Source organism: Stutzerimonas urumqiensis, from assembly GCF_003640395.1.
Classification (GTDB): domain Bacteria; phylum Pseudomonadota; class Gammaproteobacteria; order Pseudomonadales; family Pseudomonadaceae; genus Stutzerimonas; species Stutzerimonas urumqiensis.
The window spans coordinates 382,914-402,787 of the sequence record NZ_RBZQ01000002.1; the positions used below are offsets into that span (position 1 = coordinate 382,914).

Below are 19,874 nucleotides of genomic sequence, written 5' to 3' on the forward strand. Positions count from 1 at the left end.
AGAAACCGTGCCGCACTCAGAACCATGGAATAAGCCCTTGATTTCGCTAGCTTCGCTCCACCCCATCCGGGCCGTGCAGGCCACCTTGCTTCCGCTTTTGGGAGGTCGGCCGGGCCGGGGCGGAAAACCGTTTTCCCCCCCGAGGTCGCGCGGCATGACCGCACTGGCGCTGGCTGGCGTGCTGGCCTCGACCACGGCGCTCGCCGACCCGAGCGCGGGCGCGCAGATCGATGAAGCCGTAGGTCGCTACCTCGACGAACGCGTGCAGGCCCTGGCCCAGCGCGAAGGCTGGCGCGACGTGCGCGCGGCCCACAGCGTCGACCGACCGGACAGCGTGACCCGGCTGCCAGCCTGTCCGACGCCGCCACGGGTGCGCCCGTCCGGCGAGATTCCCGAGGCGTCCGAGCGGCAGCGGCTCGAGGTGGTGTGTCCGGGCGAAAGCGGCTGGACGGTCGCGGTCATCGGCCAGCCGACCCTGAGCCTGCCGGCCGCCCACGCCGCCACGGTCATCGAGCGGGGCGAAACCATCGGCCCGCAGCACCTGACCTTCGAGCCGATCAACCCGACCAAGGCCCACCGCGGCTTCTATAACCAGCCGCAGCCGGTGATCGGCCAGGCCGCCAAACGCCGCATCCGCGCCAGCCAGTTGATCGCGCCGAACCTCCTGACCGCGGCGCTCGCGGTGCAGCGCGGCCAGCCGGTGAAGATCATCGCCCGCCACGACGGCATCGAAGCCTCCGTCAATGGCGAAGCCCTCGCCGACGGCCAGCCCGGCGACGTCATCCGCGTGCGCAACCTCAGCAGCGAGAAGGTGATCGATGCCCAGGTGGTCGAACCGGGCGTGGTGACCAGCACCTATTGAGGCAACGGCCACACGCGGTCGCGCCGACTGGTTTTCAGCGACGTTGCGCCTGCGCGGGCTCGATCGCCCGCAAGCGGGCTCCTACAGAACAGCACGGCGGTTCTGGCTTTTGTAGGAGCGAGCTTGCTCGCGAAGCGGACGGAAGGACGGGACGGTGAGGGCCGTAGAGAGTGCATTCGCGAAGCAATGCACCCACCCAACGCCCGCATGGCGCCGCGGCATTCGCCTGGCGGGTGTTCGCTTCGCGCCTGACCCGCCCTGCATCGCTGGTGTGCCGGAGCGTTGCGCCTGCGCGGGCTCGATCGCCCGCAAGCGGGCTCCTACAGAACAGCACGGCGGTTCTGGCTTTTGTAGGAGCGAGCTTGCTCGCGAAGCGGACAGAGGGACGGGACGGTGAGAGCCGTAACGTGCATTCGCGAAGCAATGCACCACCCAACGCCCGCACGGCGCCGCGGCATCGCTGGCGGGGTTGTTCGCTTCGCGCCTGAACCCGCCCTACGCCGCTGGTGTGCCGGAGCGTTGCGCCTGCGCGGGCTCGATCGCCAGCAAGCTGGCTCCTACAGAACAGCACGGCGATCTGGCGTTTGTAGGAGCGAGCTTGCTCGCGAAGCGGACGAAAGGACGGGGCGGTGAGGGCCGTAGGACGGGACGGTGAGGGCCGTAGGGTGCATTCGCGAAGCAATGCACCACCCAAGGCCCGCACGGCGCCGCGACATCGCCTGGCGGGTGTTCGCGTCGCGCTGACCCGCCCGACCAGTCGGTAAAGCGGTAGGGCACCGTTCGTCCCCCTTGCGAAAAATTTCTGGCGTCAGATTTAAGCCCGACTCCGGCGCCGTCGCCTTCCCCCTTCAAGCAGGCAGATAGCCAGCCATCAACGCCAAGCCACTCAGCTCGAAGGAAGTCATCATGGCCCTGTCCATTCACACCAACTACTCGGCACTAACCACCAACACCAGCCTGAACAAGTTCAACAGCGCACTGGCCACCAACCAGCAGCGCCTGGGTACTGGCCTGCGCATCAACAGCGCCGCCGACGACGCCGCCGGCCTGCAGATCGCCACTCGCCTGAACGCCCAGAGCCGCGGCATGGCCGTTGCCATGCGCAACACTGGCGATGCGACCTCGATGCTGCAAACCGCTGAAGGCGCGTTTAGCGAGATGACCGACATCCTGCAGCGCATGAAGGATCTGGCGACCCAGGGCGCGAACGGCACCAACAGCGCCAACGACCTGACCTCGCTGCAGGGGGAGTACGACGAGCTGGCGAAAGAACTGCGCAACATCATGGACAACACCGCCTACGCCGGGGAGAAGCTTTTTGGTGCTAACGACGGTGCCGACCTTGCTACCGGTAAGTTCGGCGTCACCGGCGGCGTCAACTTCCAGATCGGTGCCACCACGGCTGAAAAGATGACCTTCGATGCCTCCGTCGCGGTAAAAGCAGTAAACACCGGCATCAACGCGGCGTCAGCGGCGTACATGACGCCTGGTGCTGCCGGCGCTGAAATTACCGGTGCCGCAAACGCAACAATCGATAAGGTCGCCACCGCACTGAATGCCATTGGCACCGTGCGCGCCAAGTTCGGCGCCACCATCAACCGCCTGAACCACACCAGCAACAACCTGGCGAACATGAAGGACAACACCGAGATGGCCAAGGGCCGGATCATGGACGCCGACTTCGCCATCGAAAGCGCCAACATGAGCAAGAACTCCATGCTCATGCAGTCCGGCATCTCCATGCTCAAGCAGGCCGGCCAGATGCCCGGCATGGTCATGTCGCTGCTCGGCTAACCACGCGCGTAACCGGTGGCGCCACGGCGCCACCTCTTTCAAGTCAGCGGTTGCGGCGATCATGCCGCACAGACGCCGCGCTTCGCATAGGAAATCGTCATGGCCCTGTCCATCCACACGAACTATTCCGCACTGACCACCAACACCAGCCTGAACAAGTTCAACAGCGCACTGGCCACCAACCAGCAGCGCCTGGGTACTGGCCTGCGCATCAACAGCGCCGCCGACGATGCCGCCGGCCTGCAGATCGCCACTCGCCTGAACGCCCAGAGCCGCGGCATGGCCGTCGCCATGCGCAACACCGGCGATGCGACCTCGATGCTGCAGACCGCCGAAGGCGCGTTCAGCGAGATGACCGACATCGTCCAGCGCATGAAGGATCTGGCGACCCAGAGCGCGAACGGCACCAATAGCGCCGACGACCGCACCTCCCTGCAAGGTGAGTACGATGAACTGGCCAAGGAGCTTGCCAACATCCTAGGCAATACCAGCTATGCCGGTGAAAAGCTGTTCGCCAGCGCAACGGGTGTCATCGATGGCGCCGCAGGCAAGTTTGGCTCCACTGCGGCCGGCGTCACCTTCCAGATCGGCGGCACCACGGCCGAGAAAATGACGGTAAACGTCAGCGGCAAGTTCACCACACTACTGAGCGCAACGGGGCTCGGCGGCATTAGCACCGTATTCACGGCACTGGCAGCGGCTCCAACGGCTGATGTCAGCGCGGGTGGTGGTGAAATCAAGACCGCTGCCCTGGCCAACACTGAAATCGACAACCTGACCACCGCGCTCAATGCCATTGGTTCGATGCGCGCTACCTTCGGCGCCAGCATCAACCGCCTGAACCACGTCAACAACAACCTGGCGAACATGAAGGACAACACCGAAATGGCCAAGGGCCGGATCATGGACGCCGACTTCGCCATCGAGAGCGCCAACATGAGCAAGAACTCCATGCTCATGCAGTCCGGCATCTCCATGCTCAAGCAAGCCGGCCAGATGCCCGGCATGGTCATGTCGCTGCTCGGCTAACCATGGCCTCGCACGGCTAGACTGCTGTCACCAAGCCCCGCCTCGGCGGGGCTTTTTCTTGCCGGACGGAAAGTAGAACGCAGAGCCCCCCTGCGCATTCCGTTCGATCCGCGCCCGACCCGCCAAACGGCGCTTATCAAAGGCAACGGCGCCAACGAGAATGGCGGCCCACTCGCCGGGCGATGCCCATTCATCGCATCGGCCGCACCCGCTTCCTTGAGAACGTAACCCCCGGCAAGCCCGTGGCATGTTGTCGCGGGCCGTCCGGTAAACCGGGTCTATCTCGGCCACGAAAGCGGCGCAGCTACGGCTCTCTGGATGTGTCCGCCCGGTCATTTCGAAGACCTTACGGCCACACCCACGCCCTACCACCCGACGGGCGGACAAAGCGTGCGGCTTGTCACGACTTTTTGTTGGCGTCAGAATCCAACCACTCGCTTGGACGAGCCCCGAAAGGACCCGGGGATGCCTGTGAACGAGGCGCTTGCATCCAGTACGCGGTTAGCCGCAAGGGTGATCGAACCGATGGCGGTTCCTGGATGGTTTTCGAACGCTGCGTGAGCCCTGATCGCTGGGCTACGTGTTCTCTCCTTGCTAAGTCGGGTTATTCCACATGTCCCAATCCCTGCCGGGGGCCGAAAGCCCCGTCTGCCTATGGCTGAAAACCGGTCGCGAGGGCCGCACGGCGCGGCTGTATCCGTCGCGTTTCCAGCTGGTGCTCGCCGAAAACGGCGTCGAGCAACAGGTCGATCTCGGCTTTGCCGGCAGTCGCCTGCTCGAGCGCCTGCTGATCAGCGCCGGCGAGGTGGTGTCGCGGCAGGAGCTGCTGGGCCATGCCTGGGAAGGTCGCGTGGTCAGCCAGGGCAGCCTCAATCAGCAGGTCTATACCCTGCGCCAGCTGCTGTCGGACAGCAGCAGCCAGATCATCCAGACGCTGCCGCGCCGCGGCTACCTGTTCAACCCGGCCTTCGTCGCCAGCCCGGCCGTGGCAACCGAGTCGGTCGTCGAGGCGATGACCCTCGAACCGGAGCCGAGCACCGACAGCGAACCCGCGCCAGCAGCCGTTGTGGCAACGGCGCCATCGGCAATGCGCAGCCCGCGTCGCCGGTGGGCGAAAGGGCTCGGCTCGGTCGCCTCGGTGGTGGGCCTGAGCTTTTTCGCGGCAGCGCAGCTGGTGAACGGCGGCGGCTCGGACGGCAGCTTCACCCATCAGCATGGCGTCGGCAGCCTGCAGGTCATCTACATCGAGACTTCGAAGAAGCAGCTCGATCACCTGATCGCAGCGACCGAGCCCCTGCTGGCCGAGGTTTCGGCGACGCGCAGCGCCCCGGCGAACCTGGTGGTGAGCATGTCGAGCGGCTTTTATGAGTTTCGCTGCCTGCAGCACGACGGCCGCCTGCGTACGGCCAAGGTCCACCGCGAGCTGTCGAGCGCGGAAACGCACGCGCACCTGCGCGGGTGCCTGCCGGATTGAGTGGCCAGCGTTTCGGATAGGCGTTTCGAACGCCGCGCCCTCTACAGGCCGCGCCTTGCACGACGCGAAATGCTTGGTAGGAGCCAGCTTGCTGGCGAAGCTTTTGGTTTTTTGGCTTCGTGATCTGGAGCTTCGGACGCCGCGCTTTCCTCGGCCTTACCGACAGTTTGCGCCTTGCACGGCGCCTCACTTTTCTTTGCCGCGCGGCAAAGAAAAGTAAGCAAAAGAAAACGCGCCCCGTCATCCGGGTCTGACTGCTACGCAGCCAGACTTCCCTCACTCCGGCGCCGCTCCGGGGGCGCGTCACGACGGGACGTCCCTGTCCCGCCGCGCCTCGCTCGGCGTCCTGCCTCGCGTCCCCCTGCGCAACTGCGCAACGCCTGCGTTCGGCCGGATGAAAGGGGGTTGGTTCGAGTGGTCTGGGAGTGAGGTGCAAGCGAAATCAAAAGCCTGAGCACGCGCCGGTTGGTCAGCCAGATAAAGGCTTCATCGCCGTGTAAGCGGTGGAAAACGCGTTGCGGTTTTCCACCCTACGGTGGCTGGTGGTTCGGTGATTGCTGCATTACAGACGTAGGGCGGATTCAGGAGCGAAGCGAACAATCCGCCGGGGACGCCGCCGATGCGAAAACCGGTGCATTGCTTCGCGAATGCACCCTACGTGTACGGTTGTCTCGCGTTCGAGACCACAACAGCTCAGCTTGCTGCTTTGCTTTTCTGCTTTGCTTTCTGGCTTTTTCCAACCAGAACCATCAAGCCACACCACTCGCCCCTTCAGCAGGCCGAGCGCAGGTGTCGTGGAGGGGGGTGAGCGGCATGGATGCCGCGAGAGCCGCGAGGGCCATGGATGGCCCTTCGTGGCGTGCCCCTGGAACGGCACCGGAGCGAGGGAACCCGGGCAAAAGCCGGGGCCGGATGCAGGGGTCGCCTTCTCTTTGGTTACTTTCTCTTGGCGAGACAAGAGAAAGTGACGCGCCGTGCAGGGCGCAATCTATCCTCCGAGCCGAGAAAGGCGCGGCGTCAAAAACGCCCGAGCAAGATGCCCCGAGAAAGAACCAAAAGCATCGCCAGCAAGCCGGCTCCTACAGTTCCTCCAAAGCCTTAACGCCGTGCGGGGCGCAACCGGTAGGTCGGGCCGAGGAAAGCGCGGCGTCAAAAACGCCAGATTGTGAAGCCGAAAGACAAGAGCATCGCCCGCAAGCGGGCTCCTACAAAAACGTTTAGCGCCGGGCAAGGGGAAATCTGCCGGCCGGCTGGCAAGCGCAGCGCGGCGCGGCGCGGGCAAGCTGCCGGGTCGAAGCCCGGCCCAGACTCACCCCTCGGACCCCACTGTCCCCTCGACAAAGCGAGCGCCCTGCTCGGTCACCTGCGCCCGCGCATAGCTGTCGCCAAACAGCTCCCGATACAACGCCTCCGCCCGCTCGGTCAGCAGGAGGATCTCCACACGACGGTTGGCGCCGCTCTTCGGATCGTCCGGGCGTAGCGGCATGACGTCCGCCTGCGCGGCGACCTGCAGCACCGAGGCCGGCGACAGGCCGCCCTCCACCAGCACGTTGCGCGCGCGCAGGGCGCGGTCGCCGGAGAGGTTCCAGTTGTCGTAGCCGCCGCGCCCGCGAAACGGCGTGGCGTCGGTGTGGCCGCTGACGATGAGTTTGTTGTCGACCTTGCCGAGCACGCCGGCGAGCACGCCGAGCAGGCGCCGGAAGTGCGGGTCGAGGGTGGCGCTGCCGCGGGCGAACATGAAGCGGTCGCGGTCATCCTTGATCAGGATGCGCAGGCCCTGCGGCACCACGTCGACTTCCAGGTTGGCGACCGCGTCGACCTCCTCGGCCTCGGCCAGGATGCGCTCGGCCAGCGCCTTGAGTTCGGCGGCCGAGCTGTAGCGGCGGCTGTCGTCGCCCTCGCTGCGCTCATCGCTCGCCTCGGCGGTTTCCTGGCTTGTCTGCGGGTCCGGCTGCGGCACCGGCAGTTGCACGCCGTCCATTTCCAGCGGCGAGGTACTGGTGCCGTCGAAGATGCCGGCGCCGCCATCGACCAGCGGGTTGCTCTGCATCTGGCCGAACGACGGGTTGTTCTGCTGCATCTGCGGCTGGATGATCCACAGCACCATGAACAGCGCCATCATCGCCAGCGTGAAGTCGGCGAAGGCGACCTTCCAGGCGCCGCCGTGCTCATCGCCGTGCCCTTTCTTGCTGCGGCGCTTGATGATGATCTCGTGCTCGCCGCCGGCCCCCTTGCCCCGTTTCATGCGGCGTCCCTTTCTTCCTCGTACCGGTTGACCCAGTTCTCGAGTTGCTTGAAGGCGGGTTTGACGTCCTGTTCGATCAGCTTGCGACCGGCGTCCACCGCCAGCAGCGTGGGCTTGCCGGCGACGTGGGCGACCAGCGTGGTGCGTACGCATTCGAGCGCCGAGAGCTCGGTCTTGACGCGCTGAGCCATGGCGTTGGAGAGCGGGTCCATCAGGCAGTAGCAGAAGAAGATGCCGAGGAAGGTCCCGACGAGCGCGGCAGCCACGTGCGCGCCGATTTCGGCGACGCTGCCGCCGATGCTGCCCATGGTGATGATGATGCCCATGATCGCCGCCAGGATGCCGAAGCCCGGCATCGCCTCGCCGATCTTGTGCAGCGAGCGCGAGGGTTGCAGCAGCGCGTGCTCCATCGCCTCCAGCTCCTGCTCGAGGAAGCCTTCCAGCTCGTGGGCGCTGATCTTACCCATCGCCATCAGCCGGAAGTTGTCGGCGATGAAGGCCATCAGGTTCTTTTCCTGGAGGATCAGCGGATAGCGCGCGAACAGCTCGCTCGCCTCCGGCTCCTCGATGTGTTCGTCGAGGACCTTGAGGCCGCCGACGTCGACCATCTCCAGCAGTTCATAGAGCAGCATCAGCAGCTGGCGCTGGAATTCTTCGCCACGACGCTTGTAGAGGAACACGCCCTTCATCTGGACGAGCATCTCCAGCAACACCTCCTTGGGGTTGCCGACGATCAGGCTGCCCAGCGCGGCGCCGAGGATGATCACCACCTCGGCCGGCTGCCAGAGAACGGCCATGTCGCCGTGGGCCATGGAATAGCCGCCGAGCACACAGGCGATGATGACGAAGGCACCGAGAACTTTTTGCATGATGGTTACTACGCTTTTTCGGTTAGGAAGCGACAGGCCTTGCCGATCGCCTGCTTGCTCAACTGACAGACCCGGGCATCGCTAACATCCAGCACCAGGGCGATTTCCTTCAGGCTCAACTCGTGCTGGTAGTACAGCGTCAGCACCAGCCGCTCGCGCTCGTCCAGCCTGGCCAGGGCCTGCTCCAGCAGACGCTGTTGCAGCAGCCGCTCCTCGAACCCCGAGCCGTTGTCGGCGAAGGGTTCATGACCGCCCTGCAAGATTTCGTCGAGGCTCTCGATCGCCTCGCAGGATTCGGCCAGGAGGTAGTCGTGATAGTCCTTCTCGCCCAGCCCGACATGCTGCTGGATCTCTTCGTCCGTGGGCTGGCGGCCGAACTGGCGCGCCAGCGTGCGGATCGCGTCGCGGGTCTTGTGCACCTGCTGGCGCACCTGACGGGGCCGCCAGTCCTGGCGGCGCAGCTCATCGAGGATGGCGCCGCGGATGCGCAGCGAGGCAAAGCGGCCGAAGGCTTCGTCCGGCTCGCCGTAGCGGCGCAGGCTGTCGAGCAGCCCCATCAGGCCGATCTGTTCCATGTCCTCGCGGTCGAGCACCTGGTTGGCCTGCAGCGACAGCTGCCGGACGATGCGCTTGACCAGCGGCAGGTACTGCATCACCCAGCGCTGTTCGGCGCCGGGCGCCAGCACCGGCGGCCCGGGCTCGGCGGCCTGGTAGTCGAGATAGCTGTGGGCGTTCATGTCGGGCTCGTCACTGCACGATGAGCTTGTTGACCAGCACCGACTGGAACGGCGCCACTGCCTTCTGCCGGGCGAAGTCGGCGACCAGCACGTCTTCCAGGCGGGTCTGCAGCTCGGCGATCTGCAAGCCGCGCAGCTCCTCGAACGGCAAGCCGGAGAGGTAGGCGACCACCGAGTTGCGCACCAGCGGCTCGACCGGTGCGAAGTCGATCGGCTCTTCGCCCTTCTCGGCCTGGAGCATCAGATCGAGGACGAAGTAACGCTCACGGCCCTCCCCGCGCAGGCTGACGATCACCTTGTCGACCGGGAAGAATTCGTAGGCGACCGGCTCGGCCTCTTCTTCTTCGGCCGCGGCGAGCGCCTGTGCCGGGTCGACCGGGGCGGCGGGCTTGAGCAGCCACCAGGCCGCGCCGACGCCGCCGGCGACGATGAGCAGGTTGATCAGGGTGACGACAATCAGGATGCGTGCGGCATTCATGGGGCGTGCTTCCGGGGTGGCGCTCGGCTCGCTCATACCGTCACCAGCGCATCGCGGTGGCGGGCCTGGGCGGCGGTGGATTCGGGGTGTTCGGTGCCATTGGCGAGGATCGGCGCGTCCTCGGCGAACGCCGGTGCGCGCGGCTGGCGGTCCGGCTGGCCGTGGCCGCTGTCGGCGCCGACCTGCACGTTCACCTGCACGAAATGCTGGCCGACCAGTTCCTGGCGCAAGCGCTCGCTGGTCTGCTGGAGCATCCGCGCGACCTCCGGCTGGGCGGCGTTGACCTGCACGCTCAGACGGCCGGACTCATGGCTGACGAGGATTTCCAGGCTGCCCAGTTCCGGCGGGTCCAGGCGAATGGTGGCGCTCTGGACGCGCTGCTGGAGCTGCAGTTCGACGTTGTCGCGCAGCGCTTGCAGCATCTGCTCGCCCCACTTGGCTTCCGGGGCTTGCAGCTTCAGCACGCGCTCGAAGGTCGGCCCGCTCGGCTGCTGGGTCGGGGTCGTTCCCTCGACCGCCGGTGCCGGCGGGTTTTCGAGCGCGGCCAGTAGGCTGTCGGTGCTCGCAGCGTCAGGCGTCGCGGTCAAGGTGACGAGGGCCACCGGGGCAGGCTCGCGCGCGGCCGGCTGGGTCGTGCTGCGGACGATGGCGCTGGCGAAGGCTTGCAGGTCGGCGACCTCGAGCGACTCGGCGGTCGGCAGCGGGGCGCTCGCGCTCGGAGCCGCCAGCAGCATCGCCAGCGCTTCGGCCGGCGTTTCGCCCTCGGCGGTCGCGCTCGGGGCAGCGGGCTGCGGCGCGCCTTCATGCGCCTGGATCACCGCCTGGTGCTGCGCCAGCATGCCGAGCAGCCATTGCTCGGAGACCTGCTCGTCGCCGCTTGCGCCACGGCCGGCTTCGGCCTTCATCGCCTCCGGCCGCGGCGTCTGGCCCGCGGCGGGTACGTCGCCGGTCAGGGCCGACGCGCCGAAGCCGGAAGCGGGAATGGCAGCCTGTGCGCTTTCGATGGCGGCCATGCGCTGGACGAAACTGGCCAGGGCACGGTGGCCAAGCGGCGACGCGGTGGCCGCCGGCAATGGGCCGGCCATCGGCTGGGTCGCTGCGCTACCGGTGGCGGCGCTGGCCGCGGTGCTGATCGAATGAATCACGCTCATCTCCCGCCCATCAGCCCGATGCGCTGATAGGCCGAACGCCCTTCGGCGTAGTCCAGGTGGTGGTCGAGTCGCTGACGCAGGCGCTCGCATTCCTGCGCGCAGGCTCGCAGCGCCTCGCTGTGCAGCCGATGCAGGGCCTGGTGCGCGGCCCGTGCCTCGGGCTCGAGGGCCGCCGGATCGGCGAGCGCCTCGAGGCAGCGGCGAATCCGCTGATCGATCGCGCTCACGGCCGTCCAGTCGGCGGCTGCCAGGGCGCTCGCCAATTCGGCGTGCAGCCCTCGCAACTGCTGCGCGGGGTCACTTGCGGGCCGCATTCACGCCTTCCCAGCCTTCGCGCAGGACGCCCAGCAGCTTGATCACTTCATCCAGCCCTTCCAGCGACAGCGACACGCTGACGTCGGAGAGGCGATAGATGCAGTAGTCATAGAGGCGCGCCAGTTCCTGCACGACCTCGCCGCCGCCCTCGTAGTCGAGCGCGCCGGACAGGCCGTTGAGGATGTTCATGCACTTTTCCAGCGACTGGCCCTTCTGCTGGTAGCGCTTGTGCTCGATGTGGCCCCGTGCGCGGGCCAGCTCGTCGAGCAGGCCGTCGAACAGGACCAGCACCAGCTCGTAAGGCGATGCCGCGGCGGCGCGGGCTTCGAGGTCTACCGAGCGGTAGCTGTCGTAGCTGTCGGAATAGGCGTTCATGCGGTGGTGGTTCCGAAGGAGGTGAACAGGCCGCTGGTCTGCTCCATCGCCTGCATGGTCTGCATCATGCTGGTGAACTGGCGCAGGTAGCGGGTGTAGTAGGTGTCGTACTGGCGTTGCAGCTGGTCGAACTGCTCATCGATACGGCCGAGGTTCAGGTCGAGCGAATCCATGCGGTTCTTCAGCACGCCGCTGGCGCTGCTGGTGTAGGTGGCAAGCGTCTTGTCGACGGTGTCGAGCAGCGTGTCCTTGCCGGTGAACAGCGCCTCGAACCCTTCCGGATCGGCGGCGACGGCCGCTTCGAAGCGGGTGGCGTCGATGGTCAGCTTGCCGTTGCGGTCGGCGCTGATGCCGTACTCGATCAGGCTCTTGCCGCCGAAGCCGTTGCGCACCAGCGCGTTGAGCTGCGCCTCGATCGAACGCACGCTGGAATCGCCGGCCAGGGCGCCACGCTTGGCACTGTCGCTACCGCTGCCGGTCAGGGTGTCGAAGGTGCCCATCAGCGTGTTGAAGGCATCGATGAACGACTGCGCCTTGGCCTTGGTGGCGGTCTTGTCCTGGCCGATGGTGACCGAGAGCGGCTGCTCACCCGCGGCGTGGGTCTTGCTGAAGGTCAGGCTGACGCCCTCGACCAGGTTGGCGAAGGTGTTGCTGGCGTTCTCCAGCAGCATGCCGGTCTCGCCGCCCAGGCGAACCTTGGCGTTCTGCGCCGCGGCCAGCTCCTGGCGAGACGCCACGGCGTTGGCGAGCGCCGTGCCGGTGCCGCTGGTGCTCAGGGTCAGCGCGTTGGCGGCGCCGGTCTTCTCGCTGGAGATCACCAGCGACACGGCGCCGTCGGTGCGCACCAGCGTGGCGCGGGCACCGGTGTTGCCGCTGTGGCCGTTGATCGCGGCGGCGAGCTCGTCCAGCGAATTGCTGCCGTTGCCGTCCGCATCGATGCTGGCGAGGTCGACCGTGAAACTGCTGCCGGCCTGGCCGATGGTCAGGGTCCCGCTGTTGCCGACATCCGCGTCGGTCAGCCCGTTGACCGCCAACTGGTGGGCGCTGGCCAGCTGCTCGACGAAGAACTGGTAGGTGCCCGGCTGGGCCGTGCTGCCGACGGTGGCGGTGGCATAGCCCTCCTGGCCGAAGGTGGCGCTGTTGACCAGCATGCTCGAGCCGCCGGACTTCAGCCCGCCGAGCGACGTCTTGAAGGTGGACAAGGCCGTGCGCAGCGAACTCAGGGCGTCGCGCTGCGCCTGGTAGTTCGCCTCATTGCGGTTGAGCCGATCCAGCGAGGCCTGCACCCCGAAGTTGGCCAGCTGCGTCGCCATGTTCTTTACGTAGTCCGAATCGATTGCCATCACGGCCCCCTTGTCTGCGTTTCGTTAGAGCAAGACCGGTGCCAACCTCGCGAACCCGCGAAACTGCTGGCATTGAGCCGATCCCGCACTGAAAGGATCTTTCCCCTTGCCGCCCTGCGAGCGACCGGAGGAAAGGGTATTTCCGCCCTGCCTGTAGGCGGTCCGGTACAGGGGAAAGGCGACCCCGGCAGAGGTGGGATTAAGCCGCGGCCAGCCCTTCGAGCACGACGGTGCGCAGCGGGTCGGAACGGGGCTCACCGGCTGGGCGGGTTTGGGTGAGATGGAGGGCGGCGAAGCGATCGCGAGCAATACCGAAACCCCATGCCGCCTGGGGACGCTTAGTCCTTGCGGGCGACAGCTCTTGCTTTTTTGGCTTCGTGATCTGGGCGTTCTGGACGCCGCGCGCGCCTCTGCCCGGCCCCTCGCCCCATCAGAAGGCCGAGCGCAGGTGCCGTGGAAGGGGTTGAGCGGCAGGGATGCCGCGAGAGCCGCGAGGGCCATGGATGGCCCTTCGTGGCGTGCCCCTGGAACGGCACCGGAGCGAGGGGACCCCGGCGAAGCCGGGGCCGGATGCAGGGGTGGGCTTTCTTTTGCTTACTTTTCTTTGCCCAGACAAAGAAAAGTGAGGCGCCGTGCAAGGCGCAATCGGTAGTCCGAGCCGAGGAAAGCGCGGCGTCCAAAACGCCAGACCGCAAAGCCAAAAGACAAGAGCATCGCCCGCAAGCGGGCTCCTATGTATCTGCAAAGTTTTCGCGCCGTGCAGGGCGCAATCTGTCGTCCGGGCCGAGGAAGTGCGGCGGTCAAAACGCCTCGCGGCAGGCGGCGTCGCCATGCCAACCGCGCGGGCGCGGCGCCGTCAGTACGGGGCGTAGACCGCCGCCTGGGCACCGCGGCCAAGCAGCTGGCTGAGGATTTCGTGGTGCATGGCCAGCAGGTTGCCGTTGCGCTCGTTGAGCTGCTGGCAGCGGGCGGCGAGCGCGCCGACCTCGGACCACAGCGCGGTGATCGTCGGGCGACGGGTCGGTGCGAAGGCGCCGAGCAGGCGCTGCATGGCTTCGGGGGTCGCGCCGAGGCCGAAGGCGCCGAGCACCTTGCTGCGGCGTTGGGCGCGCTGGGTCAGCCCTTCGACGGTCTCAGCGATGGCGGCATTGCTGGCGTCGATCGCCGGGCAGTCGCGCGCCAGGAGCTGACCGTAGAGCGCCTCCATGTGGCGCTCGAGCAGGCGGTAATCGTCGCGGTCCTGCTGGAGGTCCTCGGCGATCACGGCCAGCAGCTTGTCGCGCTGGCTCACGCGTCGCTGCCGCGGTGGTGGGCGAGCACGTGGCCGGCCAGGGTGGCGGCGTCGGTGTCGATTTCGCCGCGCGCCAGGGCCGCCTTGATGGCCGCGACCTTGTCCAGGTCGAGGTCGGGCAGCGAACGCAGGGCCGCCTGCATCTGTTCCAGCGGCAGGCTCGCGTTGGCGGGACGGGCGGAGGTGGCGGGTTGTGCGGCCGCCGTCGGGCGCGCCTTGGCAGGGGCTTCGACCGCTGCGGGAGTGACGGGCTTCAAGGTCCGGCTGATTTCCATGATCGGTTCCAACTCAGGGGTTACCAGCAGTAAGCGACCGCTGCCCGGGAAAACTTAAATGGCGAGGCGATGAGCGGTCGTACCGGTCAAAGCGCCTGGTTTCGCCACCATGCCTGTTGCGCGAGGCCGTCCTGGATCTTCTGTTCCTGCTGCGCCAGCTGCTGATTCCACTGCGCCAACCGGCTCTCGACGAGCTGTTCGATGACCTTCTCGTTGCGCATCGCCAGCAACAGCTCGCGCTGGATGCGGGCCAGCGTCTGTTCGGCGACTTCCAGCTCGCGGCGCTGAAGCTCGACCATCTTGTACAGCGTGGCCTTGTAGCGCTGCTGGTTGTCGCGTTGCAAAGGCGTGGTCATGGGCACGCTGAAGCCGCACAGGCGACCGAGCCCAGTGATGTTGTTGCGGTAGCGCTGGCAGAGGTTCTGCTGGTACTGCACCCGGCCGAGCATTTCGCGCACCTTGTGGCCGCGCAGGCTGGCCAGCCGCGACAGCACCTCGATCTCGTCTTTCACGGCAGGCTCCGGCTCATGGCTTGCGGATCAGCGCTTGCAGGGTGGCGATGCTGGCGTCCAGCTCGGCCGCCTCGCCCGTTTCCTGCCGCAGGAAGCGCTCGATCGACGGCGCGAGCTGCACGGCCCGGTCGGTCCGGGCGTCCATGCCCGGCGTGTAGCCGCCGAGCGGGATCAGCTCCTTGATCTTGCCGTAGGCCGAATGGAATTCCTTAAGCTGGCGTGCCGCGCCCAGGTGCGGCGGCTCGCCGACCTGGCTCATGCAGCGGCTGACCGAGGCGCCGACGTCGATGGCCGGGTAATGCCCCGCCTCCGCCAGCCGGCGCGACAGCACGATATGCCCGTCGAGGATCGCCCGTGCGCAGTCGACGATCGGGTCCTGCTGGTCATCGCCCTCGGCCAGCACCGTGTAGAGCGCGCTCAGGCTGCCGCTGCCGTGCTCGCCATTGCCGGCGCTCTCCACCAGTTCCGGCAGCATGCCGAACACCGACGGCGGATAGCCCTTGGTCGCCGGCGGCTCGCCGAGCGCCAGGGCGATTTCCCGCTGGGCCATCGCGTAACGGGTGAGCGAATCGACCAGCAGCAACACATCCTTGCCCTGGTCGCGGTAATGCGCGGCGATGCTGTGGCACAGCTCGGTGGCCTTCAGCCGCATGAGCGGCGATTCGTTGGCCGGCGCGACCACCACCACCGCCTTCTTCAGGCCCTCCTCGCCCAGCGAATGGAGGATGAACTCCTGCACTTCACGGCCGCGTTCGCCAATCAGCCCGACCACCACCACGTCGGCCTTGGTCTGCCGGGTGATCATGCCCAGCAGCACGCTTTTGCCGACGCCGGAGCCGGCGAAGAGGCCGACCCGCTGCCCCTTGCCGATCGTCAGCAGCGCGTTGATGGCGCGCACGCCGACGTCCAGCGGCTCGCTGACCGGCTTGCGCTTGAGCGGGTTGACCGTCGGCAGCTCGGTCGGCAACCGGTGCTGGCCGCCGAGCTTGCCGGCCTCGTCGAGCGGCTCGCCGAGGCCGTTGACCACCCGGCCCAGCCAGGAGTCGTCGATGTGCAGCGAGGCCTCGTCCGGCGCCGGGAAGACGCGCGAGCCCGAGGCCAGGCCGATGGGCTTCTTGAACGGCATCAGGTAGGTGATTTCGCGGTTGAAGCCCACCACCTGCGCTTCGAGCATGCTGCCGTCTCCCTGTTCGACGTAGCAGCGCTGGCCGGTCAGCCGCTGGCAGCCGAGCGCTTCGAGCACCAGCCCGGAGACGCGCACCAACCGGCCGCTGACCTTGGCCAGCTGCACCGACTCGAGCGAACGCAGCGCCTCGTCGAGCTTGAACGCCTCGCGGATCGACACGGCCTCAGGCCTCGGCCCGGATGTGTTCGCCGAGCGCGTCCATGCAGGCGTCCAGGCGCTGCTGGCAGCCGATGTCGGCCTCGGATTCGGCGGTGATCACCCGGCATTCGCCGAGCGCGAGCTTGTCATCGGGCACCAGTCGCCACGCCGCGGCGCGCTCGGGCGCCAGCTCCTTGATGCGCGCGCACTCCTCCGGGTTGAGCAGGATGCGTACGTCCTGCGGGTCGCCCGGCATGGCGGCCAGCGCCTCTTCGGCGAGCGACAGCAATTGCGTGGGATGCAGCGTCAGCTCGCAGCGGATCACCTGCTTGGCGACCTTCTGCACCAGCTCCAGCAGCTCGTCGCGCCGGGCCTGCTCGAAGTCGCGGCGGAACCGCTCGAAGGCGGCGACCACCTGCTCCAGCGGCCGCGCGGCCTCATCGAACGCCTGGCGGCCCTGGGCACGGCCCTCTTCGCGGCCGATGGCCTTGCCGTCCTGCACGCCGCGCTCGAAGCCCTCGCCGTGGCCCGCTTGCCGGCCCTGCTCGAGCCCCTCGCGATAACCGCGCTCGACGCCTTCCTGGAAGCCGTCGGCGACGGCGCGCTGAAGGGCCGCCGGGTCGCCGCTCCAGTCGTCATGCGACGGCCCGCTCACCTTGAAGCGCGGCGGGAAGCGGAACGGCCGCCACTCGCGACCGGCGCCCTTGATCACCTTGACGCTCATGGCCGGTTACTCGACGGTCTGTTCGCGGAAGAGCTGGATCTGCAGCTCGCCATTGGCCGACATCTCGCGCACCACGCCCATGATGTCCTTGCGCACCTGCTCGACGCGCGACAGCGGCACCGGGCCCTGGCGGCGGTTGATCGACTCCATCTGCTGCGCCTGGCGCTTGGGCAGCGCGCCCTGGATCGCCTTGACCAGCGCGGGCTCGGCGCCCTTGAGCGCGACCACCCACTCTTCCAGCGGAATCACCTCGAGCAGCGTCTGCAGCACGTCCGGGTTCTGCCGCGAGAGGATGAAGAAGTCGTACATCTCGTCCTCGATCTTCTCCACCAGCGCCTCGTTGTGCGCGCGCAAGAGCTCGAACATCTGGTCCCGGTTGCCCTTGAAGCGGTTCATGATGTCCGCCGCCTGCTTCACGCCGCGCACCTGCGAGCCCTGGGTCGAGAGCACCTTGAGGCTGCGGTCGATCAGCTCTTCCAGCTCGGCGATGACGTCGCTGTTGACCTCGGTGAGGTTGGCGATGCGGTACAGCAGCTCGTCCTGGCGCTCGGCCGGCATGCACTCGAGCACTTCGGTGGCCATGCCCGGCGGCAGGAAGGCGAGGAACACCGCCTGCATCTGCGCGTGTTCCTTGCTGATCAGCGCCGCGAACTGCTTGGGGTCCAGCCATTCCATCTTGGCCATCTTGGCGCGGATTTCCTCGCCGTAGATGGAGTCGAGCAGCGAGCGGGTGATGTCGCCGCCCAAGGCGCGCGACAGCATGCCGGCCAGGTAGCCGCGCGAGGCGCCCTTGATGCTGCTCTGCTCCTTGTAGTCGTCGAAGAAGCGGCCGATGACGTCCGAAACCATGGGTTGCTTGACGTTCGACAGCCGCGCCATCGCCTGGCTGATGGCGATGATTTCCTCGCGCGAGAAGTGCCGCAGCACACCGGCGGAGATGTCGTCGCCCATGCTCAGCATGAGGATCGCGGCCTGCTCCAGGGAGCTGACGGCGCGGGCCTGGACCGGTCGCGATTTGGCGACCGCCTTGGCCTCGTTAGCCTGCGGGGGTGAGGTCTCGTTCATTGCGCCCAATCCAGTGCTTGATGACTTCGGACACGCGTTCCGGGTCGTTCTTGGCCAACATTTGCAGGTGTTCGATCTGAAGCTCCAGGCCCGAGCCCGGCGCCGGCAGGCGAATCTCCGCGAGCGGATTCAGCTCGGCGAACACCAGCCCGCCCGCCGCGCCCTCGCGCAGCCCCGCCGGCGACGGCAGTCGCTCGGCATCGGTCGCCGGCGGCAGCGCGCCCGGCGCCGGCTGCGCCAAGGCCTCGGCGGCCAGGGGCTCGGTCACGCCTTCACGCACCGCCGTGGCCGGACGCATCAGGTGACGCACGGCCGGACGCACCACGATCAGCAGCAGCAACAGGCTCACCAGCCCGAGCACGCCGAGCTTGATCAGCGCGTGGATGTCCTCGTTCTGCCACCAGGGCACGGTCTCGACCGGCGTCTCGACCACGGTGAACGGCAGCACGCTGAGGGTGACGACGTCGCCGCGCGCCGGGTTGAAGCCAGCGGCGCTCTTGACCATCGCCTCGAGCTGGGCGCGGGCTTCGTTCGTCCAGCCGCCTTCGGGCGCGCTCTGGGCGTTGAGCACCACCGCGATGCTCTGCTGGCGCAGCGCGAACGGCGCGTACTTGATGTGGGTGATGCTCTGGTCGTAGTCCAGGCTGCGGGTCGATTCCTCGCGCAGCGAGGTGGCGGCCTTGTTTTCCTTGTCCGCAGGCGGCTCCTCGCCGTCCTTGGGCGGTGCCACCGGGCGGTTGGCCAGCGAACCGGGAATGCCGAGCGCGAGCTGGTCGATGGCACTCTCGTTGCGCAGCACTTCGCTGCGCAGGCGCGGGTCGTCGCCGTAGGCCTTGAAGGTCTCTTCCTTCTGGCTGAAATCGATATCGGCGGCGACGCTGATCCGGTAGTTGCCCAGCCCGAGCACCGGCGCCAGCACCTGCTCGATGTTGGCGACCGCCTTCTGCTGGTAATCCTCGACGGCCTGCCAGTTCTGCCCCGGACCGCCCGCGCCGTTGAGCCCGCGCGAAAGCAGCGCGCCGTACTGGTCGACGACGCTGACGTCCTCGGGTTTGAGGTGCGGCACGCTGTTGGCGACCAGGTTGAGGATGGCGCCGACCTGTTCGGGCGTCAGCGTATAGCCGGCGTCGAGCTGCACCATCACCGAGGCCTTGGTCGGGGCGCGGCGGCTGACGACGAAGGAGCTGGACTCCTCCTTGGCCAGGTGCACGCGCGCCTGGTCGATGCCCTTGAGCGACATGATGGTGCGGGCGATCTCGCCCTCCAGGCTGCGCTTGAGGCGCACGTCCTGGACGAAGTGGCTGGTGCCGAGCGGCTCTTCCTTGTCGAACAGCTCGTAGCCGGCCGGCATCGACACCTTCACGCCCTTGGCCGCCAGCGCCATGCGCGCCTGGGCCAGGCGGTCGTCGCGGACCAGGATCTGCCCGCTCTGCGGGTGCACGCGATAGGGCACGGCCTCGGCGTCGAGCACCTGCATCACCTCGGCGGCCGGGAAGTTCTCGCCGGCGCCGTAGAGCGGGCGGTAGGCGTCGCTGTCGCGCCACAGGTAATAGACCACCGACAGCGCCAGCGCCGCGGCAACGCCGGCCATGCTGGCCAGCGCCAGGCGCGGGTCGAGGGTAAAGCCGCCGGCGGGGAGTTTGTTCTTCAGGCTTTGCAACACGTCAGGACCCACCCGTTACAGCGGCATGCGCATGATGTCGTCGAAGGCGGTGGTGAGCTTGTTGCGCACCTGCAGCAGCGCCGAGAAGGACACGCTGGCCTTCTGGCTCTGGATCATCGCGCCCACCAGGTCTTCGCTCTTGCCGCTGTCGACCGCGGCCATCGCGGCCGAGGCCTTGTGCTGCTCGGCATCCACCGCATGCAGCACGTCGTTGAACGCCGCCCCGAAGACCGGGCCCGGCGCGTTCGCCGCCGGCTTGATCGCGCCGCCCTGGGCGGCCTCGGTGAGGCCCTGCATCTGCCCGAGCAGGCTGCCTTGCACGTGGTCGATCGAATTCATGGCTACTGT

20 protein-coding genes are annotated in these 19,874 nt (G+C 67.2%); 4 read left to right on the forward strand and 16 right to left on the reverse strand.

The genetic code is table 11. The features are described from left to right. Positions 1-154: 154 nt before the first annotated feature. The 4 genes from flgA to D7325_RS05200 all read left to right on the forward strand — a co-directional run bounded on the left by flgA (position 155) and on the right by D7325_RS05200 (position 5,159). Complete coding sequence (flgA, locus tag D7325_RS05185) at positions 155-862, forward strand: flagellar basal body P-ring formation chaperone FlgA (RefSeq protein ID WP_120994464.1); 708 nt, start codon at positions 155-157, stop codon at positions 860-862. Between the two features lie 906 nt (positions 863-1,768). Then, positions 1,769-2,656, forward strand: a complete 888-nt coding sequence (lafA, locus tag D7325_RS05190; RefSeq protein WP_120994465.1) for a lateral flagellin LafA — start codon at positions 1,769-1,771, stop codon at positions 2,654-2,656. A 99-nt stretch (positions 2,657-2,755) separates the two neighbouring features. After that, entirely contained in the window at positions 2,756-3,685 is a 930-nt protein-coding gene (lafA, locus tag D7325_RS05195) for a lateral flagellin LafA (RefSeq protein ID WP_120994466.1), read from the forward strand. 613 nt (positions 3,686-4,298) lie between these two features. Next, complete coding sequence (locus tag D7325_RS05200) at positions 4,299-5,159, forward strand: transcriptional regulator (RefSeq protein WP_120994467.1); 861 nt, start codon at positions 4,299-4,301, stop codon at positions 5,157-5,159. Positions 5,160-6,468: 1,309 nt separating this feature from the next. Here the strand turns inward: D7325_RS05200 and D7325_RS05205 are convergent. From D7325_RS05205 to fliE, 16 genes are all read right to left on the reverse strand, one after another. Further along, positions 6,469-7,404 (reverse strand): OmpA family protein, encoded by a 936-nt coding sequence (locus tag D7325_RS05205; protein ID WP_120994468.1) that lies wholly within the window; start codon positions 7,402-7,404, stop codon positions 6,469-6,471. Further along, positions 7,401-8,273, reverse strand: coding sequence for a flagellar motor stator protein MotA (gene motA, locus D7325_RS05210; protein ID WP_120994469.1), 873 nt, complete (start codon positions 8,271-8,273; stop codon positions 7,401-7,403). Before motA ends, D7325_RS05205 begins: the two co-directional genes overlap by 4 nt. A gap of 8 nt (positions 8,274-8,281) precedes the next feature. Then, positions 8,282-9,010 carry a FliA/WhiG family RNA polymerase sigma factor gene (locus tag D7325_RS05215; RefSeq protein ID WP_120994470.1) on the reverse strand — a complete coding sequence of 243 codons (729 nt, stop codon included), beginning with the start codon at positions 9,008-9,010 and terminating at the stop codon, positions 8,282-8,284. 10 nt (positions 9,011-9,020) lie between these two features. Further along, entirely contained in the window at positions 9,021-9,488 is a 468-nt protein-coding gene (locus D7325_RS05220) for a flagellar basal body-associated FliL family protein (RefSeq protein WP_120994471.1), read from the reverse strand. Positions 9,489-9,520: 32 nt separating this feature from the next. Then, positions 9,521-10,633 carry a flagellar hook-length control protein FliK gene (locus D7325_RS05225; RefSeq protein ID WP_245962015.1) on the reverse strand — a complete coding sequence of 371 codons (1,113 nt, stop codon included), beginning with the start codon at positions 10,631-10,633 and terminating at the stop codon, positions 9,521-9,523. A gap of 2 nt (positions 10,634-10,635) precedes the next feature. Next, positions 10,636-10,953: a hypothetical protein gene (locus D7325_RS05230; protein WP_120994472.1), complete on the reverse strand. Its 318-nt coding sequence runs from the start codon at positions 10,951-10,953 to the stop codon at positions 10,636-10,638. Then, positions 10,937-11,329, reverse strand: coding sequence for a flagellar export chaperone FliS (gene fliS, locus D7325_RS05235; RefSeq protein ID WP_120994473.1), 393 nt, complete (start codon positions 11,327-11,329; stop codon positions 10,937-10,939). The genes D7325_RS05230 and fliS overlap by 17 nt, the downstream gene beginning before the upstream one ends. Next, a complete protein-coding gene (gene fliD / locus D7325_RS05240; protein WP_120994474.1) occupies positions 11,326-12,672 on the reverse strand; it encodes a flagellar filament capping protein FliD in 1,347 nt (448 codons plus the stop codon). The genes fliS and fliD overlap by 4 nt, the downstream gene beginning before the upstream one ends. Positions 12,673-13,528: 856 nt before the next feature. Further along, entirely contained in the window at positions 13,529-13,963 is a 435-nt protein-coding gene (flgN, locus tag D7325_RS05245) for a flagellar protein FlgN (RefSeq protein WP_120994475.1), read from the reverse strand. Continuing rightward, positions 13,960-14,238 carry a flagellar biosynthesis anti-sigma factor FlgM gene (gene flgM, locus D7325_RS05250; protein WP_120994476.1) on the reverse strand — a complete coding sequence of 93 codons (279 nt, stop codon included), beginning with the start codon at positions 14,236-14,238 and terminating at the stop codon, positions 13,960-13,962. Before flgM ends, flgN begins: the two co-directional genes overlap by 4 nt. A gap of 86 nt (positions 14,239-14,324) precedes the next feature. Next, positions 14,325-14,750: a flagellar FliJ family protein gene (locus tag D7325_RS05255; RefSeq protein ID WP_120994477.1), complete on the reverse strand. Its 426-nt coding sequence runs from the start codon at positions 14,748-14,750 to the stop codon at positions 14,325-14,327. Between the two features lie 13 nt (positions 14,751-14,763). Continuing rightward, complete coding sequence (fliI, locus tag D7325_RS05260; protein ID WP_120994478.1) at positions 14,764-16,095, reverse strand: flagellar protein export ATPase FliI; 1,332 nt, start codon at positions 16,093-16,095, stop codon at positions 14,764-14,766. Positions 16,096-16,099: 4 nt separating this feature from the next. Continuing rightward, positions 16,100-16,798 (reverse strand): flagellar assembly protein FliH, encoded by a 699-nt coding sequence (gene fliH / locus D7325_RS05265; protein ID WP_120994479.1) that lies wholly within the window; start codon positions 16,796-16,798, stop codon positions 16,100-16,102. A gap of 6 nt (positions 16,799-16,804) precedes the next feature. After that, a complete protein-coding gene (locus D7325_RS05270) occupies positions 16,805-17,863 on the reverse strand; it encodes a FliG C-terminal domain-containing protein (RefSeq protein WP_120994480.1) in 1,059 nt (352 codons plus the stop codon). Further along, positions 17,835-19,526: a flagellar basal-body MS-ring/collar protein FliF gene (fliF, locus tag D7325_RS05275; protein ID WP_120994481.1), complete on the reverse strand. Its 1,692-nt coding sequence runs from the start codon at positions 19,524-19,526 to the stop codon at positions 17,835-17,837. The genes D7325_RS05270 and fliF overlap by 29 nt, the downstream gene beginning before the upstream one ends. 15 nt (positions 19,527-19,541) lie before the next feature. Beyond that, complete coding sequence (gene fliE, locus D7325_RS05280; RefSeq protein ID WP_120994482.1) at positions 19,542-19,865, reverse strand: flagellar hook-basal body complex protein FliE; 324 nt, start codon at positions 19,863-19,865, stop codon at positions 19,542-19,544. Between the last annotated feature and the right edge of the window lie 9 nt (positions 19,866-19,874).